Origin of the sequence: Klebsiella sp. JB_Kp031 (genome assembly GCF_040064295.1) — a bacterium.
Lineage (GTDB): Bacteria > Pseudomonadota > Gammaproteobacteria > Enterobacterales > Enterobacteriaceae > Klebsiella > Klebsiella quasipneumoniae.
This window is the reverse complement of record NZ_JBEAJW010000023.1, coordinates 197,396-212,517: the sequence shown is the minus strand read 5'-3', so window position 1 is coordinate 212,517 and position 15,122 is coordinate 197,396. Positions and strand designations below refer to the sequence as shown.

At 60.0% G+C, this 15,122-nt stretch carries 17 protein-coding genes and 2 pseudogenes; 8 read left to right on the top strand and 11 right to left on the bottom strand.

Annotation, left to right across the window (positions count from 1 at the left end):
- Positions 1 to 17: 17 nt before the first annotated feature.
- A complete protein-coding gene (locus ABLV64_RS09075) occupies positions 18 to 929 on the bottom strand; it encodes an NmrA/HSCARG family protein (RefSeq protein ID WP_341806679.1) in 912 nt (303 codons plus the stop codon).
- Positions 929 to 1,792 (bottom strand): MBL fold metallo-hydrolase, encoded by an 864-nt coding sequence (locus tag ABLV64_RS09070; RefSeq protein ID WP_348843363.1) that lies wholly within the window; start codon positions 1,790 to 1,792, stop codon positions 929 to 931. The genes ABLV64_RS09075 and ABLV64_RS09070 overlap by 1 nt, the downstream gene beginning before the upstream one ends.
- 87 nt (positions 1,793 to 1,879) lie before the next feature.
- Here ABLV64_RS09070 and ABLV64_RS09065 point away from each other — a divergent pair, with 87 nt between their 5' ends.
- Positions 1,880 to 2,803, top strand: coding sequence for a LysR family transcriptional regulator (locus tag ABLV64_RS09065; RefSeq protein WP_032455910.1), 924 nt, complete (start codon positions 1,880 to 1,882; stop codon positions 2,801 to 2,803).
- A gap of 21 nt (positions 2,804 to 2,824) precedes the next feature.
- On the opposite strand, the gene ABLV64_RS09060 is transcribed toward ABLV64_RS09065, so the two are convergent.
- The gene (locus tag ABLV64_RS09060) at positions 2,825 to 3,730 is read right to left on the bottom strand and encodes a LysR family transcriptional regulator (RefSeq protein ID WP_348843364.1); all 906 of its coding nucleotides are present in this window, start codon (positions 3,728 to 3,730) and stop codon (positions 2,825 to 2,827) included.
- A gap of 136 nt (positions 3,731 to 3,866) precedes the next feature.
- Here ABLV64_RS09060 and ABLV64_RS09055 point away from each other — a divergent pair, with 136 nt between their 5' ends.
- On the top strand, positions 3,867 to 4,796 hold the full coding sequence (locus ABLV64_RS09055) for an aromatic alcohol reductase (protein ID WP_032455908.1): 930 nt from the start codon (positions 3,867 to 3,869) through the stop codon (positions 4,794 to 4,796).
- A 25-nt stretch (positions 4,797 to 4,821) separates the two neighbouring features.
- Positions 4,822 to 5,028, top strand: a complete 207-nt coding sequence (locus tag ABLV64_RS09050; protein WP_017898765.1) for a DUF1471 domain-containing protein — start codon at positions 4,822 to 4,824, stop codon at positions 5,026 to 5,028.
- 50 nt (positions 5,029 to 5,078) lie between these two features.
- On the opposite strand, the gene ABLV64_RS09045 is transcribed toward ABLV64_RS09050, so the two are convergent.
- Positions 5,079 to 5,957 (bottom strand): AraC family transcriptional regulator, encoded by an 879-nt coding sequence (locus ABLV64_RS09045; RefSeq protein WP_126066031.1) that lies wholly within the window; start codon positions 5,955 to 5,957, stop codon positions 5,079 to 5,081.
- 158 nt (positions 5,958 to 6,115) lie between these two features.
- Here ABLV64_RS09045 and ABLV64_RS09040 point away from each other — a divergent pair, with 158 nt between their 5' ends.
- A complete protein-coding gene (locus ABLV64_RS09040; RefSeq protein WP_017898767.1) occupies positions 6,116 to 6,871 on the top strand; it encodes an SDR family oxidoreductase in 756 nt (251 codons plus the stop codon).
- Positions 6,872 to 6,875: 4 nt separating this feature from the next.
- On the opposite strand, the gene ABLV64_RS09035 is transcribed toward ABLV64_RS09040, so the two are convergent.
- Positions 6,876 to 7,469: a TetR/AcrR family transcriptional regulator gene (locus tag ABLV64_RS09035; protein ID WP_049002878.1), complete on the bottom strand. Its 594-nt coding sequence runs from the start codon at positions 7,467 to 7,469 to the stop codon at positions 6,876 to 6,878.
- 73 nt (positions 7,470 to 7,542) lie between these two features.
- Between ABLV64_RS09035 and bdcA the strand changes: the two genes are divergently transcribed.
- Together bdcA and ABLV64_RS09025 are read left to right on the top strand one after the other, a co-directional pair.
- Positions 7,543 to 8,256 carry an SDR family oxidoreductase gene (gene bdcA, locus ABLV64_RS09030; protein WP_004203956.1) on the top strand — a complete coding sequence of 238 codons (714 nt, stop codon included), beginning with the start codon at positions 7,543 to 7,545 and terminating at the stop codon, positions 8,254 to 8,256.
- A 492-nt stretch (positions 8,257 to 8,748) separates the two neighbouring features.
- Positions 8,749 to 9,315, top strand: coding sequence for a DJ-1/PfpI family protein (locus ABLV64_RS09025; RefSeq protein WP_004203955.1), 567 nt, complete (start codon positions 8,749 to 8,751; stop codon positions 9,313 to 9,315).
- Between the two features lie 141 nt (positions 9,316 to 9,456).
- On the opposite strand, the pseudogene ABLV64_RS09020 reads toward ABLV64_RS09025, so the two are convergent.
- A pseudogene (locus ABLV64_RS09020) lies at positions 9,457 to 10,079 on the bottom strand (SDR family oxidoreductase).
- Here ABLV64_RS09020 and ABLV64_RS09015 point away from each other — a divergent pair.
- Both ABLV64_RS09015 and ABLV64_RS09010 read left to right on the top strand, forming a co-directional pair.
- Positions 10,077 to 10,256: pseudogene (locus ABLV64_RS09015) on the top strand (LysR family transcriptional regulator); the annotation flags it as partial. The pseudogenes ABLV64_RS09020 and ABLV64_RS09015 sit on opposite strands and share 3 nt — an antisense overlap.
- Positions 10,257 to 10,558: 302 nt before the next feature.
- Positions 10,559 to 10,747, top strand: coding sequence for a hypothetical protein (locus tag ABLV64_RS09010; RefSeq protein WP_004183775.1), 189 nt, complete (start codon positions 10,559 to 10,561; stop codon positions 10,745 to 10,747).
- Positions 10,748 to 10,818: 71 nt separating this feature from the next.
- Here the strand turns inward: ABLV64_RS09010 and ABLV64_RS09005 are convergent, their stop codons facing one another.
- From ABLV64_RS09005 to opgC, 5 genes are read right to left on the bottom strand one after another with little or no spacing between them, the layout of a single operon-like run.
- Positions 10,819 to 11,262, bottom strand: a complete 444-nt coding sequence (locus ABLV64_RS09005; RefSeq protein ID WP_071845755.1) for an ATP-binding protein — start codon at positions 11,260 to 11,262, stop codon at positions 10,819 to 10,821.
- Between the two features lie 19 nt (positions 11,263 to 11,281).
- Positions 11,282 to 11,620 carry an STAS domain-containing protein gene (locus tag ABLV64_RS09000; protein WP_004183770.1) on the bottom strand — a complete coding sequence of 113 codons (339 nt, stop codon included), beginning with the start codon at positions 11,618 to 11,620 and terminating at the stop codon, positions 11,282 to 11,284.
- Positions 11,610 to 12,824: a SpoIIE family protein phosphatase gene (locus ABLV64_RS08995; RefSeq protein WP_065697062.1), complete on the bottom strand. Its 1,215-nt coding sequence runs from the start codon at positions 12,822 to 12,824 to the stop codon at positions 11,610 to 11,612. The genes ABLV64_RS09000 and ABLV64_RS08995 overlap by 11 nt, the downstream gene beginning before the upstream one ends.
- Positions 12,825 to 12,832: 8 nt before the next feature.
- Positions 12,833 to 13,732 (bottom strand): hypothetical protein, encoded by a 900-nt coding sequence (locus ABLV64_RS08990; protein WP_048294582.1) that lies wholly within the window; start codon positions 13,730 to 13,732, stop codon positions 12,833 to 12,835.
- A gap of 10 nt (positions 13,733 to 13,742) precedes the next feature.
- Positions 13,743 to 14,960 carry an OpgC domain-containing protein gene (gene opgC / locus ABLV64_RS08985; RefSeq protein WP_348843365.1) on the bottom strand — a complete coding sequence of 406 codons (1,218 nt, stop codon included), beginning with the start codon at positions 14,958 to 14,960 and terminating at the stop codon, positions 13,743 to 13,745.
- Positions 14,961 to 15,122: the final 162 nt, after the last annotated feature.

The window sequence follows — 15,122 nt, the reverse complement described above, 5'->3', positions numbered from 1 at the left end:
CAGAGGAGGTATCGCCTTTAACGATTAAACGCCCAGCTGGCCCCGCTGGTCAGCGCCCGCTCGAAGGCGGGACGGCCGGGGCCCGCCAGCCAGCCGGCGAAGGTGTGCAGCTGCGGATGCAGCTGGCGCAGGGCGTCGAGGTCGGCATGGCCCGCCAGCCGCCCGTCGTCCACCAGCCCGGTCAGCTTGTGCAGAAATGGGCTGGCGGCCAGCACCTCGTCGGAAAATCGCGAATAGGGGATCGGCCGTCCCGCCGCCGCGGAGAATAACGCCTCCAGTTGACGGCCCGTCACGCTGTCGCTGGCGATCTCAAACGTCTTGCCGGCAAACCGCGCTGGCGCGGCAAAAACTGCCGCGACAAGCTGGCCGATATCCTCCACCGCCAGCACCTGCATCCTCCCCTCCGGCAGCATAAAAAAGTGAAAATGACCTTCATCAAGGCCAAAACCGGGCATCACCAACAGCTCCATAAAGGTGGCGGGACGCACGATGGTCGCCGCCAGCGGCAGGCGGCGGATATGCCGTTCAATTTCCGCTTTGGTGTCATAATGCGCTACGCCGGTGGGCGTCTCCCCCGCCGCGCTGCCGGAGCTGTACACCAGATGCTTCACCCCGCACTCGACGGCGAGGTCGGCGATGGTTATCCCGTAGCGTACCTCCTGCTCATCGGTCACCGTCCCTCCCGGCGAACTGGGCTGGACGCTGAAGACGCCGTCGACCCCGGCCATTGCCGATCGCATTGCCGCCCGGTCTTCAAAGGTACCCACCACCAGCTCGGCTCCCCGTGCCGCCAGCGCGACGGCCCCGGCGGAGAAAGGATCCCTGACCAGCGCCCGAACCCGCCAGCCGCGGTGCAGCAGCGCCCGCGCCACCGAGCCGCCCTGCTGACCGGTGGCGCCAAAAACCAACACGCTTTGCGTATTATTCATCACTGTTTCCCCTTATCTGCAGCTTGTTGCCCGGCCTCTCGCCAGCGATAGTCACCTTGCTTATCCTCCTCCAGCCAGCCGCAGGAAGACCCGGCAAAATGCCCGGTGAACCATTGAGCATGATGGCTGGCTCCCCACGCCATCATCTCCCGTCGGGAGGCTTCCGCCTGCCGGGGATCGCCGCAGAACGCCGAGTTCCAGTGCGGATAGGTAAACTGGCGCGGGGAATGAAGAAGATCGCCGGAGAAACAGGCGTAGTCATCGCCAGAGGAGAGGATCAGCGCGGCATGGTCCGGACTGTGGCCGGGGGTGGGCACAAAGGCGATCCGCCCGCCGACCCGCGGCCGGGCCGCCACATCGACGGTTTCCAGCAGGCCGGCTTCGATCACCGGCAGCAGGCTGTCGAGCCACAGCGCCCGGTAGCGTTCGCTGTTTTTCACCCGCGTCAGCTCTTTTGCCGAGCACAGGTAGCGGGCGTTGGGGAACAGCGGCACCCAGCGATCGTCCTGCCAGACGGTATTCCATCCGACATGGTCGGTATGCAGGTGGGTCAGTAGCACCAGGGTCACGTCCTCCGGGTTCACTCCCGCGGCGCGGAGATTCTCCAGATACGGCGTGTTAAGTTGATGATAGAGCGGATTGCCGCCGCGCTCCCGACCGTTGCCGGTGGCGGTATCGATAACAATCAGATCGTGGGGAGTCTGTACCACCCAGCTGTGGATCGACAGCGCGATTGGCTGATTATCGGCGTCCGCCTCCGTCGCAGGGAACGCTGCGGGATAGAGCGCCGCCGGCTGCAGGCTAATCTCGCGCTCCGGAACTTTGAATATCAGGCTGTCGCCTGTCTGGTAAGTTTGCATCACTCCCTCCGCGCGCATTGCGCTGGTTGATTTATCGGGGTGATATTCACTATGCTGCCGGGATAACCCACATTCAAATTGATTATCATAATGAAGAAAATCATTGAAAATGATTTTAGTCGTATCGATCTGAATCTGTTGACGGTCTTGATGGTGCTGTACCGCGAAGCCAGCGTCACCCGCACCGCAGAGGCGCTGCATCTTGGCCAGCCGGCCATCAGCGGGGCACTGAAACGGCTGCGCGAGATGTTTGACGATCCACTGTTCGTGCGCAGCGCCAGAGGCATGCTGCCGACGCCGCGGGCGCAAGCGCTGATGACCGAGCTGCAGCCGCTGATGGAACACCTGCATTCGGCAATGTTTGGCGCCGGGGAGTTTTCCCCCGCCAGCGCCCAGCAGCTTTTCCGCGTCGGCCTCAGCGACTGGAGCGAACACTGGCTGATGCCCCAGCTGTTACCCGGACTGATGCAGGAGGCGCCCGGAGTGTCGCTCCAGACACTAGCCGCCGACCCCTTCCAGGTACGCCAGCTGTTGGAGGAGGATCGCATTGATGTCGCGGTATCCCTCAACAAACAGAGCCGCGGGGAGATCGTCAGTGAACCGGTGATGACCATGGGGGTGACCACTCTCTGGTCGCCGCAGCAGATCCCCTGCCGCGGGCCGTTGTCGGTGGGCGATTTCGTCGCCTGGGAACATGTGATGGTGGCCTATCGCGAAACCGGCCACGGGGAAATAGACCGCCAGCTCGCCAGTCAGGGACTCGCGCGGCGCGTGCGCTTTGCCACGCAGAATTTCTCCACCTTTCCCCTGCTGCTGACCACCCTGCCGCTCTTCGCCACCGTCCCCCAGGGGCTGGCGCAGCGCTGGCAGGCGCAGTATGCCCTGCGCGCGGACGCCCCGCCGGTGGCCTACCCGGAATTTACCCTGTGTATACTGCGTCACAAACGCCGGGCGCAGGATCCGGCGCTGAACTGGCTGATAGCGAGGATAAAACAGGCCATGCGCGGACCATAGCGGGAGCGAATGCCACCGACATCAGGCATCGCTAAGCGGGGGTTGCAGAACGCGTCTGCTCCAGTCATAAAACGCGCGTACCGCCGGCGGCAGATAGCGGTTTTGCGGATAGACCAGCGACAGGGGAAGATCAGAAGCGGCCTGCTCCAGACAGGCGACCAGCGCGCCGCTCTGCAGATAAGGTTGCGCCAGATAGCTGGCGACGCGGATCAGGCCCAGCCCCTGAACGCCGGCCTGGATATAGGCATCGGTATCGTCGACCACCAGCGTCTCCTGCATGCGGATCGCGCAATCGCCGTCATCGAGGGAGAAAAGCCAGTCGATGGTCCGCCCGGTACGGTGGTTCAGGTAGCCCACCGCCCGGTGCTGGTGCAGATCGTCGATGCTCTGCGGCCGGCCGTGGGCCGCGAGCCAGGCCGGCGAGGCGAGGACCATCCAGCGGTAGCGGGCCAGAGGACGCGCCACCAGGGTGGTGGAATCTTCGATTTGTCCGCTACGGATCACGCAGTCGAATCCCTCCTGGATAATATCATCCACGTTGTCGCTTGAGCAGAGGATCAACTCCAGGTCGGGATACTGCTGCAGAAACTCGCCGATCCTTGGCAATACGCAGTGCCGGGCAAGAGATTGCGGCATCCCCACCTTGAACCGCCCGGCGGGCTGGGCCGAGCGGCCGGGAAAGGAGGCTTCCATCGCCGCCATCTCGGCCAGCAGCCGTTTACACTCCGCGTAATACCGGCGTCCCTCGGCCGTCACGCTGAGCTTGCGGGTGGTGCGCTGAAGAAGCTGCGCCCCAAGCCAGGCCTCCAGCTCCTTCACTACCCGCGACACCGTTGAGCGCGGCTGCCCCAGCACCTCCGCCGCCCGGGCGAAGCTGTGGGCATCCACAACCGCAACATACAACTGCATGGCATCCAGTCTGTCCATTTCGTTCTCCACTGGCGGTTATTATCCCATTAAGACGAACAGTCTAACCCGAAATCCTGTTCTTATCTAATGATGCCCCCCCCTACACTGAGCCTGTAGCCAGTCAATACAAGGCTTAACTGAGTAAGGAGTTAAAATGAAATCTGATAATCTTAACCACGAGGAAAAGGCATTGGTGCTGGGAGCGGGACAACTGGGCGCCGCCGTACTGGATGCGCTGGTACCTGCGGTGATCCAGCGCCATGGCGCGGTCTCGGTTATCGTCTCGCCGGCGGCCTGGGATGAAGCCGGCCAGCTGCGGTCGGCAAACCACCGGGCGCTGGCCGACGCCGGGGCCACCTTTCTCGCCGTCGACATTGCCGGTAGCGACATGGAGACGCTGGCTGGTCAGTTTAGCGGATTCACCACCGTGATTAACTGCATGGGCTTTGTCGCCGGTCCGGGGACACAGCTAAAAATTACCCGCGCGGTGCTGGCCGCCGGAGTGCCCCGCTATTTTCCCTGGCAGTTTGGCGTCAATTACGATGTGGTCGGCAAAGGCAGCGGCCAGCCGGTGTGGGACGAGCAGTATGATGTCCGGACCCTGCTGCGCGCGCAGCAGGCCACGGAGTGGGTCATTGTCTCCACCGGCATGTTTACCAGCTTTCTCTTCGAGCCAGACTTCGATGTGGTGAATTTAGCCACCCGAACCCTTCACGCCCTTGGCGGCTGGGACACCCAGGTGACCGTCACCTCGCCGGCGGATATTGGCCGCCTGACCACCGCGATTTATCTGCATCAGCCGCGGATCGTCAACGAGGTGGTGTTTGTTGCCGGCGAAACAACCTCTTACCGCCAGCTGGCGGAAACCGTGGAGCGCGTGACGCAGCAGACGTTCAGCAAAGCCGTTCACACCCTGCCCACCCTGCTGGACCAGCTGCGGACGGACCCGGATAACGCCATGCTGCGCTATCGCGCTGCCTTCGCCCGGGGGGATGGCGTGTGGTGGCCGATGGGCGACACCTGGAATGCCCGCCACGCGCTACCGACCCAGGACATTGCCGGCTGGCTGCAGGCCGCGCGCTGATTTTCTCTCACAGGACAGAATGACGATGAACAAGTTGCTTCCACTGATCGTATTGAGTTGTCTGCTGCCGCTGGCGGTCAACGCCAGAACCATCACCGCCACCGGCGATACCCTGGACAACGCGGAGAGCAAAATTCGCCAGCAGGCCGCCCGCGAGGGCGCAACCGCCTATCGGATCATTGAGGCGCGAATGGGCAACAAAGTGCATATTACGGCGACACTCGACAACTGAACCACCGCTACCCGGCTCAGGGAGGAGCCGCCGCCATCCCGCGCGCCAGGTCAGGCGCTCATTTTTTCCCGTCGGCGATCGCGGCCCGGCGGCGCACCGTACAGGCGAGCATATTCCCGGGTGAACTGGGACACGCTGATATAGCCCACCTCGCCGGCCGCCTGGGCAATGCTCATCCCTTCCGCAAGCATCAGGCGGCGGGCGTGGATCAGGCGCAACTGCTTCTGAAACTGCAGGGGCGACAAGGTGGTCATGGCGCGGAAATGACGGTGAAAGACAGAGACGCTCATCCCGGCGGCGTCGGCCAGCGCGTCGACGCTGACTGGCTGCATAAAATCCCGGCGCAGCATCGCCACCGCCCGGCGGATCCGCGCCGAATGGCTGTCTACAGCGCCCAGCGCCCGGATGGCTGGCCCGTGAACACTCTGCAACAGCCAGTAATGCAGCTCCCGCCGCAGCCCTTCGCCTAACACCGCCAGCGCCCCCGGTTGATCAAACAGCCTTGCCAGCCGATAAGCGGCGTCCGTCACGTCAGCATTCATCGGTTCGATACCGACGCGGGGCGCCTCATCCGGACCAGATGGGCCGGCGTCCTGCAGCTCGCGCAGGATAGCCAGGTCCAGCTCCAGCACCAGCGCGTAATAGGGAAAGCGCTGACTGGCCTCGGTGATCTGGCTGGTGGTGGGAACATCGGCGGCTATCACCATCGCCTCCCCCGGACCGTAGTCAAAGCTTGCCAGGCCGGTGGTCACGCTTTTGCGCCCCTGCAGCAGCATGGCCACCAGTGGCCTGGCGATCGCCGCCTGCAGATCGCCGGGGTGCAGGGCCCGCACCAGGGTGATGCCGGGAACCGGGGTGACCGCCACCCCGCTGCTATCGACATGACCATCGGCATACCGGCGGCAGAGAGCGAAGAGTTCGTCGCGCATAAGATCCTTTCAGGCAAGTTTTAAAGCCTGAGTATGCGCTATTTCCCGCCAGAGGGGAGTGTATGGAGAGGAATGGGCAAAAAATAACAAGGATTGGGCAACCCGGTCTGGTAGGCCCCCCCTATTGTAAGGACTCCACATACCAGAGAGGATCGAACATGACTAAGATTGCACTTATCACCGGCGCCAACCGCGGCCTTGGCCGTCAGACCGCACTGGATATCGCCCGCCAGGGCGGGGACGTCATCGTCACCTACCGCGGCAATATTGAACAGGCGGAAGCGGTGGTGGCCGACATTCACGCTCGCGGCCGCAAGGCCATCGCCCTGCCGCTGGATATGGCGCAGACCACCCGCTTTCCGGCCTTCGCCGACAGCCTGAGCGCTGCGCTGGCCAGCGTCTGGGGACGGAACACCTTCGATCATCTGATCAATAACGCGGGACACGGCGAATTTGCCCCGCTGGCCGAAACGCGCGAGGCGCAGTTCGACGGGCTGTTTAACGTCCACGTCAAGGGGGTGTTTTTCCTCGTTCAAACCCTGCTACCGCTGCTGGCTGACGGTGGACGGATCGTTAACTTCTCTTCCGGACTGACTCGCGTCTCATATCCTGGCTTCTCCGCCTACGCTGCGGCCAAAGCGGCCGTGGAGATGCTGAGCGTGTACATGGCCCGCGAGCTGGGCGGGCGCGGCATCACCGTCAATACCATCGCCCCCGGGGCTATCGCCACTGATTTTGGCGGCGGGCTGGTGCGGGACGACGCGAGTGTTAACGCGCAGTTTGCCGCGATGACGGCGCTGGGACGGGTGGGCGTTCCCGAGGATATTGGGCCGATGATCGCCAGCCTGCTGCGTGACGATAACCGCTGGGTAACCGCCCAGCGGATCGAAGTCTCGGGAGGACAGACTATCTGACCACTCAGGCCGGCAGGATACGCTCCAGCGCCACGCCTGCCAGCCGCACGGTCTCCAGAAGACGCGGGAGGCTATCCCCCTCCCGCGCTTTCGCCGACAGACCAAGCATCAGCGTATCCATATAGTCAGTCACCCGCAGCGCATCCTGCGGGTGATGGCGGGCGATATACTGATGGATTTTGGCCCTCGCCGCAGCATGCCATTCGCCTGCCGCCACCCGAGCGTCGGCATCCTGACAATGTCCCCCCTCCAGCACCAGGCAGCCGGCGGCGGCCGGATCGGCTACATAGCGTCGAGCCGCCTCCTGCAGCACGGCGATGAGCGACGCCGCCACCGGTTGGTCGTCCTGCAACAGCGTCTCTATGGGGATGGCCCCGGTCTGGCTGTAGCGCTGCAGGACGCGGGTATACAGGCCGAGCTTGCTGCCGAAAGCGGCATAAAAGCTTGGGGGGTTGATGCCGAAAGCCTGGGTCAGATCGGCCACACTCACCGCGTCGTAGCCTCGCGCGTGAAAGAGGCGCTGAGCCGTTTCAATAGCCTGTTCCGCATTGAATTGACGGGGGCGCCCCGGGGTACGCCCTTGTTTTGTAGTGGTCACTATATTAATCCTTGACAGCCTGTTTTGCCGCAGCATATTGTAATCATCACTACAATATCATGAGGTGCGGGATATGACAGCATTTCACAACAAATCAGTGCTGGTTTTAGGTGGAAGTCGGGGAATTGGCGCGGCGATCGTCAGGCGCTTTGTCGCCGACGGCGCGTCGGTCAGGTTCAGCTATTCCGGTTCGCCGGAGGCGGCCGAGCGGCTGGCGGCGGAGACCGGCAGCACGGCGGTGCAGGCGGACAGCGCCGATCGCGATGCGGTGATAAGCCTGGTCCGAGACAGCGGCCCGCTGGACGTGTTAGTGGTCAATGCCGGGATCGCCATTTTTGGCGATGCCCTGGAGCAGGACAGCGATGCCATCGATCGCCTGTTCCGCATCAATATTCATGCCCCCTACCATGCCTCCGTGGAAGCAGCGCGCCGGATGCCGGAAGGCGGGCGCATTATTGTCATCGGTTCGGTCAATGGCGATCGCATGCCGGTGCCGGGAATGGCGGCCTATGCGCTCAGCAAGTCAGCCCTGCAGGGGCTGGCGCGCGGTCTGGCACGGGATTTTGGCCCGCGCGGCATCACGGTCAACGTCGTCCAGCCCGGCCCAATTGATACCGACGCCAACCCGGAGAACGGCCCAATGAAAGAGCTGATGCACAGCTTTATGGCCATTAAGCGTCATGGCCGACCGGAAGAGGTAGCGGGCATGGTAGCCTGGCTGGCCGGTCCGGAGGCGTCGTTTGTCACAGGCGCCATGCACACCATCGACGGAGCGTTTGGCGCCTGATGACCCACGGCGGCGGCGCGCGCTTTGCCACGCCGCTGTCCTGACGTCATGGTCCACTGGATTCATCAGGCCAGGCTGTCGATCGCCATAAAATACGATCTTCGGTGAGGATCAGTCTCGCCTCCGGGGGACTGGTGCGCTTTGCGGATCCGTCCCCGGCGCCAGACTTAGATAACAAACCTCTCGCGCCACCGCGCCGCCGGGTGCCTCAAGGCTCAGAATTAAAACCCCTTTTCCATGCCATCCCACAGCTGCTGCGGCACGATATTGCCGCTGCGCTCGCCGTTTTTACTGCAGCGCGGTGTGCCCCTGAACAGGACGCTTTTCTGTGGTAACAGACATTAGCATTGGCGAAAAAGTTGCCGTTACCAAAAAAACATGAACCCGGTTACAAGATGCGCATGCCACCGTCTTCAGCATCCTGAGGAGGTCGCATTCTGCGGATCGCCAGGCTATATCTATGACACCTTTCTCCCACAACGAGTAAAAATAATGAGCAAGAAGATCCTGATGCTGGTCGGCGATTACGCCGAAGATTACGAAACGATGGTCCCTTTTCAGGCTCTGCAGATGATTGGCCACCAGGTCGATGCGGTCTGCCCGGATAAAGCCACCGGCGACTATGTGATGACGGCGATCCATGATTTTGACGGAGCCCAAACCTACAGCGAAAAGCCGGGGCACCGCTTCACCCTGAACGCCGATTTTGCCGCGGTGAAGGCCGAGGATTACGACGCGCTAGTGATCCCCGGCGGCCGGGCGCCGGAGTATCTGCGTCTGAACGAGCAGGTGATAAAACTGGTACAGGCGTTCGACGCCGCGCGTAAACCTATCGCCGCCGTCTGCCACGGGCCACAGCTGCTGGCCGCCGCCGGTATTCTGCAGGGGCGGACCTGCAGCGCCTATCCGGCCTGCGCCCCGGAGGTGCGTCTGAGCGGCGGGCATTATGCCGATATCGGTATCGATCAGGCGCATGTTGACGGCCATCTGGTCACTGCTCCCGCCTGGCCGGCCCACCCGCAGTGGCTGGCGAAATTCGCCGCCCTGCTGGCGGAGTAACGCATTTTCTCTGACCAGACAAATGGACTATCGCCGCGCTGGTGCTCTCTTGCTTACCGGCCGGCGGTTTTCGAGCGGCCGTTTCCGCTACAGTCAAACCTGACCAGCTCAGCGATACGCTGGCCGGGTTATCTCCTCGACTCAGATGCGCATTCCCCCGGAAACTTCAATGCGCTGAGCATTAACCCAGCGATGATCATCGGATAACAGCGAGGCGTCATCGGCCCGATATCTTCTGGCACCCCCGGTCGGCCAAGCGCCGTCATGTTCGCCACCGCCTGAGCGACCTGCGGGTTATCCCGCACCACCCCGCCGCTGAAATCCGTGGCGATGGCGCCCGGCGCTACGCAGTTTACCGTGATCCCGCGGCCGCCCAGCTCAAACGCCATATAACGGGTCAGGGTTTCCACCGCAGATTTCATGATCGCATAGGGCGCCCGGTTCGCCATCACGATACGGGTCAGTCCGGACGAGATATTCACAATTCGCCCGCCATCCGCCAGCAGCGGCAATAATTTTTGGCTGAGGAAAAAAACCCCCTTCACATGGATGCGATAAAGCGCATCGAACTCCGCTTCGGTAGCGTTCAGAAACCCCATGCCGCTGGCATTGCCGGCATTATTAACCAGGTAATGAAACCGATCGGCCCCCAGCGCCGCCAGCGCCTCCTGAAAGGCGCTGACAAACCCGTCAAAGGTGTCGGTTTCGCCGGCGCTGAAGGGCAGCGCGATCGCCCGCGAGCCCTGAGCTTCAACCCGCTCGATCTGGCATCCGGTGTGTTAACGGAGGTGCTGGCTGATTTTCGCCCTGCGCCGCTGCCGCTCTCCCTGCTCTACCCCAGCAGCCGGCAGCTCTCTGCCCGGGTACAGGTATTTATCGACTGGGTGACGGCGCTGATGAAGGCGCTCCTGGCGCAGCAGGCATCCGGAAGGCTAAAATAATGTTTGCTATTATTTGCGGCTCGTGCGTTAATCGTTAAGTTGATTTACCAGACGAAAAGTTATTATCTAAGTACGTGTTCTCATCTCCAGGCGTTATCCCTGATACCACCTTCCTTTGAGCAGTCCCGTTAGTATTTTGCTTTTTCTGTAAACAGGCCCTGTCAGCCCCCTGTTGGCTCGTTAAACAAGCCCTCCGACTGACCCCATACCCGGCTTACTCCTAACAAAAATCAGCCGCGTTAATTTCCCTGAAAACGACCATTGTCTTTTCAACAGAACATTACCCATACAAGGTTTACATTATGATTGAACATATCCATTTTAGATGCCCATGCTGCCATGGCTCCCAGTACAGAACGTCCCAGTTTGACGTGACGGAAAAAAATCCCTTTGGTGCGAAATGCATTTTCTGCAAATCGGCCATGATGACGTTAGATACTCTTCGCCCTTATCACCTGGGCGCGCTGTCCACCGCTCAGGCCCAGCCATAAGACGGATGAAGAGGGTGAACGCGGGCGGGAAAATTCCCCCGGGGATTCACCTGGGGGCAAGCTCTGTTCCTTCACCTGACGCGATCGTCGGTGGAATGGCGAAGAACGGCATCCGGCAACGCTTTTATCAGGGTCGTCACATTCTCCCCGGCGCGGGTTTCCACATTAAAATAGTCCACCGTGCGCAGAATAAGCCGCAAACCTCTGCCGCTTTCCGCTAACGGATCGACATCGAAGCGCTCATCGCCACGCGCCAGCGCCAGGCGCTCGGCCGGAAAGACCTCTCCCGCATCAATAAAGCGCAGCGTCACCCGGTCTTCCGTTGCGATAAATTCGACACGAAAAACACGTTGCCGATCCTCATGCAACGCATAGCGAATGATATTGGTGGCCGTCTCACAGACGGCAAGATCGAGCGCGAAGCGCCACTCCTCCCCGACGGACAGCGGCGCCATTTGTTGAGCCAGCCACGCCGCCAGCGGTGATAGCGAGCTGAGTTGGGCAGGAAAATTCATGACGTTATTCACGGGCGCGTCACGGATTGAACTGCGCAAGGGCTGAAGTGCGATCCTCGCAAATACGAAAAATACGATCCATCCTGGTCAGGGTAAACATATTGCGGATGCCGGGGTTCAGCGCGCACAGTGTCATTTCTCCTTTACCGTTCATCATTTTCATCAGGGAAACCAGCGTTCCCAAACCGCTGCTGTCGATAAAATCGATTTTACTGAAATCAACAATCAGATCGGTGCTATCTTCGCCTATCTCCTGGGCGATTGCCGCCTTAAAGGCTACCGCGACGGAAGCATCCAGCCGACGCACCGCCGGCGTCAGGATCGTCACCGAGGCCTGCCGTTCAGTTTCAATTTTCATCACTGTCCCCTGTACGTTCAATAATCAAGAGTGAAACATCATCGGCCATCGCCTGGGTCTCCTGCGCGTCGCCACTGCGCCAGCGGATCAGGTGCCGGGCAAAACGCGGCAGCAGCGCGGGCAGCGGCTGCGTCACGCTGTCCTGCAGCCACGCTTGCAAGCGCGCCTCGCCAAACTGTTCACCGCTCCGGTTTTCACATTCGGTGATACCGTCGCTGAACAGGCACAGCCGCTCTCCCGGCGCCAGCGAAAAACTGACATCTGCCCACGAGAGATGGTCTATCAACCCCACCGGCGCTCCGCCGCTGCCGACCGGGCGGACGGTAGCGTCCGGGCTAACGATAAAAGGCGTGGGATGCCCGGCCTGACAGAGTTTGCCCGCGCCGGTCTGCAGGTCGATGACGCCATAGATCAACGTGAAATAGCTGACGATCTCTGTTTCGTCACTGCAAAAACGACCATTGAGGATCGCCACCACCTCGGCCGGCGACGCCGGCTGGTTGTCTGCCGTAAAAAGAAAGCGCTCAACGGCCCTGCCATGCAGAAACTGGCGGGCGACGGCGAGCGACATCATCGCCGCCCCCACGCCGTGTCCGGAGACATCCACGCAGTAAAATCCGAGACGATCGCCCAGCGGGAAGACGTTAAAAATATCCCCCGACACCCAGGCCGAGGGCAGGAAAATCCAGTCGGCGAAAAATCCCTGATGGCGCAGCTGATGAGCCGGGAGAACCGACTGTTGAATGCGCGCCGCCAGCTCCAGATCCTGTTCAATCTGTCGCAGCGCTTCGCTCAGCCGCGCATTGCGCGCGGCGAGGTCGGCCTCGAGGGAGAGGATCCGCGCCCCGGCGTGCAGCCGCGCCCGCAGCTCGCTCTGCTCTACCGGTTTGCTGAGAAAATCATCGGCCCCGGCCTCAAACCCCTGCGTTAGATCGCCAGGATCTTCGCGGGCGGTGAGCAATATCAGATAAACGTAGTGACCAAACTGGCGGCGGCGCACTTCCCGGCACAGCGTCAGGCCATTCATCTCCGGCATTTCCCAGTCGCTTATCACCAGGCTGACAGGCTGGTTTTCGAGGATCGCCAGCGCGTCGACGCCGTTTTCCGCCTCACTGACGATATAGCCCCACTGCGTCAACATCCGGCTTAGCAGCCGACGATAAACCAGCGAATCTTCAACAATCAGGACGTGCTGTGCCGACATCGCGCCTCCTAAATCGGCAAGAACCAGATAAGGCTGATCGTGCCTTCACGAAACTTGCCGCTGCCGCTGTCATGCCCCGGGTAGCGGGTACCGGCATAGTTGGCATACTGCACAGAGAACGATCCCGGCGTATAGCCCGCGTAGCCAAAACTGTAACTATAATCGCCATTCCACGGCTGCTGCTGGCTACTGTCCGGATACCAGAAGGCGGTGGCGCGCACAAAAAAATGCTGTTTAAAGGTATATCCACACCCCCCAAGCAGCACATTTTTGTTTTTGCGGATATCGTTACTCTCCAGATCGTAATAACGCGGCACCCAGCTGTAGCCTGCCTGGCAGATAATGGCGTCGCCTTTGTTAATCAATAGTGCATTTTCCATCGGCTTCGGCAGCGAAAATTTATACGCCAGGGTAAATGCCCCCTGCTCAAAATAGGTGTGACGCTTGCTGCCCGAGGTCCAGAAGTGGTTATCGCCATAGTTACTGTAAACCAGGCTGAAGGTGTTGGCATGCCAGTCGTCGTAACCAAAACTATAGCGAAAATCGGCGGTATAGCGGCTGGTATCAGTCACCGGTAAACGGGATGTCACGTTGGCGAACCAGAAGCTGTAGGGCGAGTATTGCAGGCTGAGGTTCAGCGTCTGATTATATTTTTTCTTCTGTTCTGCGCTGTCTGAGCTGTTGGGGACGGTCATCCACTGCTCTTTTAAACCCGAACTAAAGCTCAGCGCTCCCGAGAATACCTTGTCATTCCCGGAAAAAAGCCGTCCCCAGCGGCTGGTAAACACGCCGGCCTGCACCGGTTCACCATTTTTATCACGCAGCGGTTGTGCGTCGTTCTTCTCTGCGCCTTCCGCACCTGCGATGGCGCACCATAGCGCGCAGGCCAGCATATATTTCTCCCGCATTTGCCCTTCCTTAGTTAGGTATCCAGCGTGCGGCGACGCGGTATTTGGCCATCAGCCACAGAACGCCCAGCGCAGCGGCATGGATCAAGGTGTTCACTATCCACGCCTGGCGCCACAGATCGAAGGTGACCAGCTGGCTTACGGCGAGCACGATGTAAACATGCAAAATAAAGGTGTAGAGCGAACGCTGCCCGAGCGGGATCAGGAACCAGCCTGCCAGCCGGTTAAGGGGGCGCCAGCACCAGGTCAATAGCAGATAAATGGTGACCATCAGACTGATATCATTGAGGATCCGTACCGGACCGAGGCCGTTTTTCGCCGCCCAGGTATGGTAAAAGGCGTTAAAATCCGCCGGCGGGATTACGTGCATCAGCAGCGCGGGCGGCATAAAAGGATTGGTATGGTTCTGGGCGACAAACGCAAGGATAAGCGCGATGAACACCAGCGCCGCCACGGCAACTTTGCCGGGCGGCGTGCGGGCGAAAGAGATCAGTTCCGCTTTGTACCAGCCGCAGCACATGCCCAGCACAAAGATAAATTGCCAGGCCAGCAGGGGAAAGGCGAATTCAAATTCGCAGGGCGTGACCCGTATCGGCCAGCGTTGCCAGCAGCCGTATATCAGCAGCGAGGCGCCCAGTAAGGGGTAGACGTGACCCTTTTGCAGCATTCCCAGAAACAGCGGGCTGAGCAATAACAAAAAAATATAGAGTCCGAGGATCTGCGTCTGATGCGGGCCAATCTGCAGATAAAGGATAATGTTAAACCACGTCTCTTTTATTTGCGGGGTGAGCGGATAGAGCGACCAACTGGTCCCGGAAAAGCGGTCGGTAAAATGAGTGACTTCATAGACATTAATATAAGGCAAATATCTCAGCAAAAGAAAAGAGACAATAATAATAATATTAACCTGATATATTTTCCATGCGCGAAGATAAAGCCCCCAGCTCACCGTAAGTAATACTGCCTTTTGTAATCTGACACGATTTAGCATCCCTAACATGAAGCCGGACAGGATCACAAAGCCCTCGGCACCGGTGGTCAAACCAAATCGTTCCCAGCTGAAAATATTAAATATCGACATCACTTCGGTATGCGCCACCACCATCATCACAAGAGCAATACCGCGCATAAAGTCGATACGCAGGTCGCGTTCCCCGGTCAGAGAGTAACGCCAGGGCATTGATTTATGAGTTTCTTTTTGCGAAATCGCTGAAGCAACCTGGCTCATTAGGGATCCTGCCGTCTACCCTGCAACATTTATTACAAATTATTTAGATAGTGTAGAATGGGCTATCTTGCAATGTTCGTTTTATAAATTCCGCCGGCGTGTATCACACTATGTTAAGTCATCCCGGTGACTATCAGTTCGCGCTGTTGAAATTTTTGCGCC

Bases quoted from the DNA above. Each gene is read 5' to 3' on its own strand.
- ABLV64_RS09050 (WP_017898765.1), top strand. From the start codon at position 4,822: ATGAACAAGTTGCTTCCACTGATCGTATTGAGTTGTCTGCTGCCGCTG.
- ABLV64_RS09025 (WP_004203955.1), top strand. From the start codon at position 8,749: ATGAGCAAGAAGATCCTGATGCTGGTCGGCGATTACGCCGAAGATTAC.
- ABLV64_RS09075 (WP_341806679.1), bottom strand. From the start codon at position 929: ATGAATAATACGCAAAGCGTGTTGGTTTTTGGCGCCACCGGTCAGCAG.
- ABLV64_RS09065 (WP_032455910.1), top strand. From the start codon at position 1,880: ATGAAGAAAATCATTGAAAATGATTTTAGTCGTATCGATCTGAATCTG.
- ABLV64_RS08990 (WP_048294582.1), bottom strand. From the start codon at position 13,732: ATGCGGGAGAAATATATGCTGGCCTGCGCGCTATGGTGCGCCATCGCA.
- ABLV64_RS09010 (WP_004183775.1), top strand. From the start codon at position 10,559: ATGATTGAACATATCCATTTTAGATGCCCATGCTGCCATGGCTCCCAG.
- ABLV64_RS09060 (WP_348843364.1), bottom strand. From the start codon at position 3,730: ATGGACAGACTGGATGCCATGCAGTTGTATGTTGCGGTTGTGGATGCC.
- ABLV64_RS09045 (WP_126066031.1), bottom strand. From the start codon at position 5,957: ATGCGCGACGAACTCTTCGCTCTCTGCCGCCGGTATGCCGATGGTCAT.
- ABLV64_RS08995 (WP_065697062.1), bottom strand. From the start codon at position 12,824: ATGTCGGCACAGCACGTCCTGATTGTTGAAGATTCGCTGGTTTATCGT.
- ABLV64_RS09040 (WP_017898767.1), top strand. From the start codon at position 6,116: ATGACTAAGATTGCACTTATCACCGGCGCCAACCGCGGCCTTGGCCGT.
- opgC (WP_348843365.1), bottom strand. From the start codon at position 14,960: ATGAGCCAGGTTGCTTCAGCGATTTCGCAAAAAGAAACTCATAAATCA.
- ABLV64_RS09000 (WP_004183770.1), bottom strand. From the start codon at position 11,620: ATGAAAATTGAAACTGAACGGCAGGCCTCGGTGACGATCCTGACGCCG.
- bdcA (WP_004203956.1), top strand. From the start codon at position 7,543: ATGACAGCATTTCACAACAAATCAGTGCTGGTTTTAGGTGGAAGTCGG.
- ABLV64_RS09005 (WP_071845755.1), bottom strand. From the start codon at position 11,262: ATGAATTTTCCTGCCCAACTCAGCTCGCTATCACCGCTGGCGGCGTGG.
- ABLV64_RS09055 (WP_032455908.1), top strand. From the start codon at position 3,867: ATGAAATCTGATAATCTTAACCACGAGGAAAAGGCATTGGTGCTGGGA.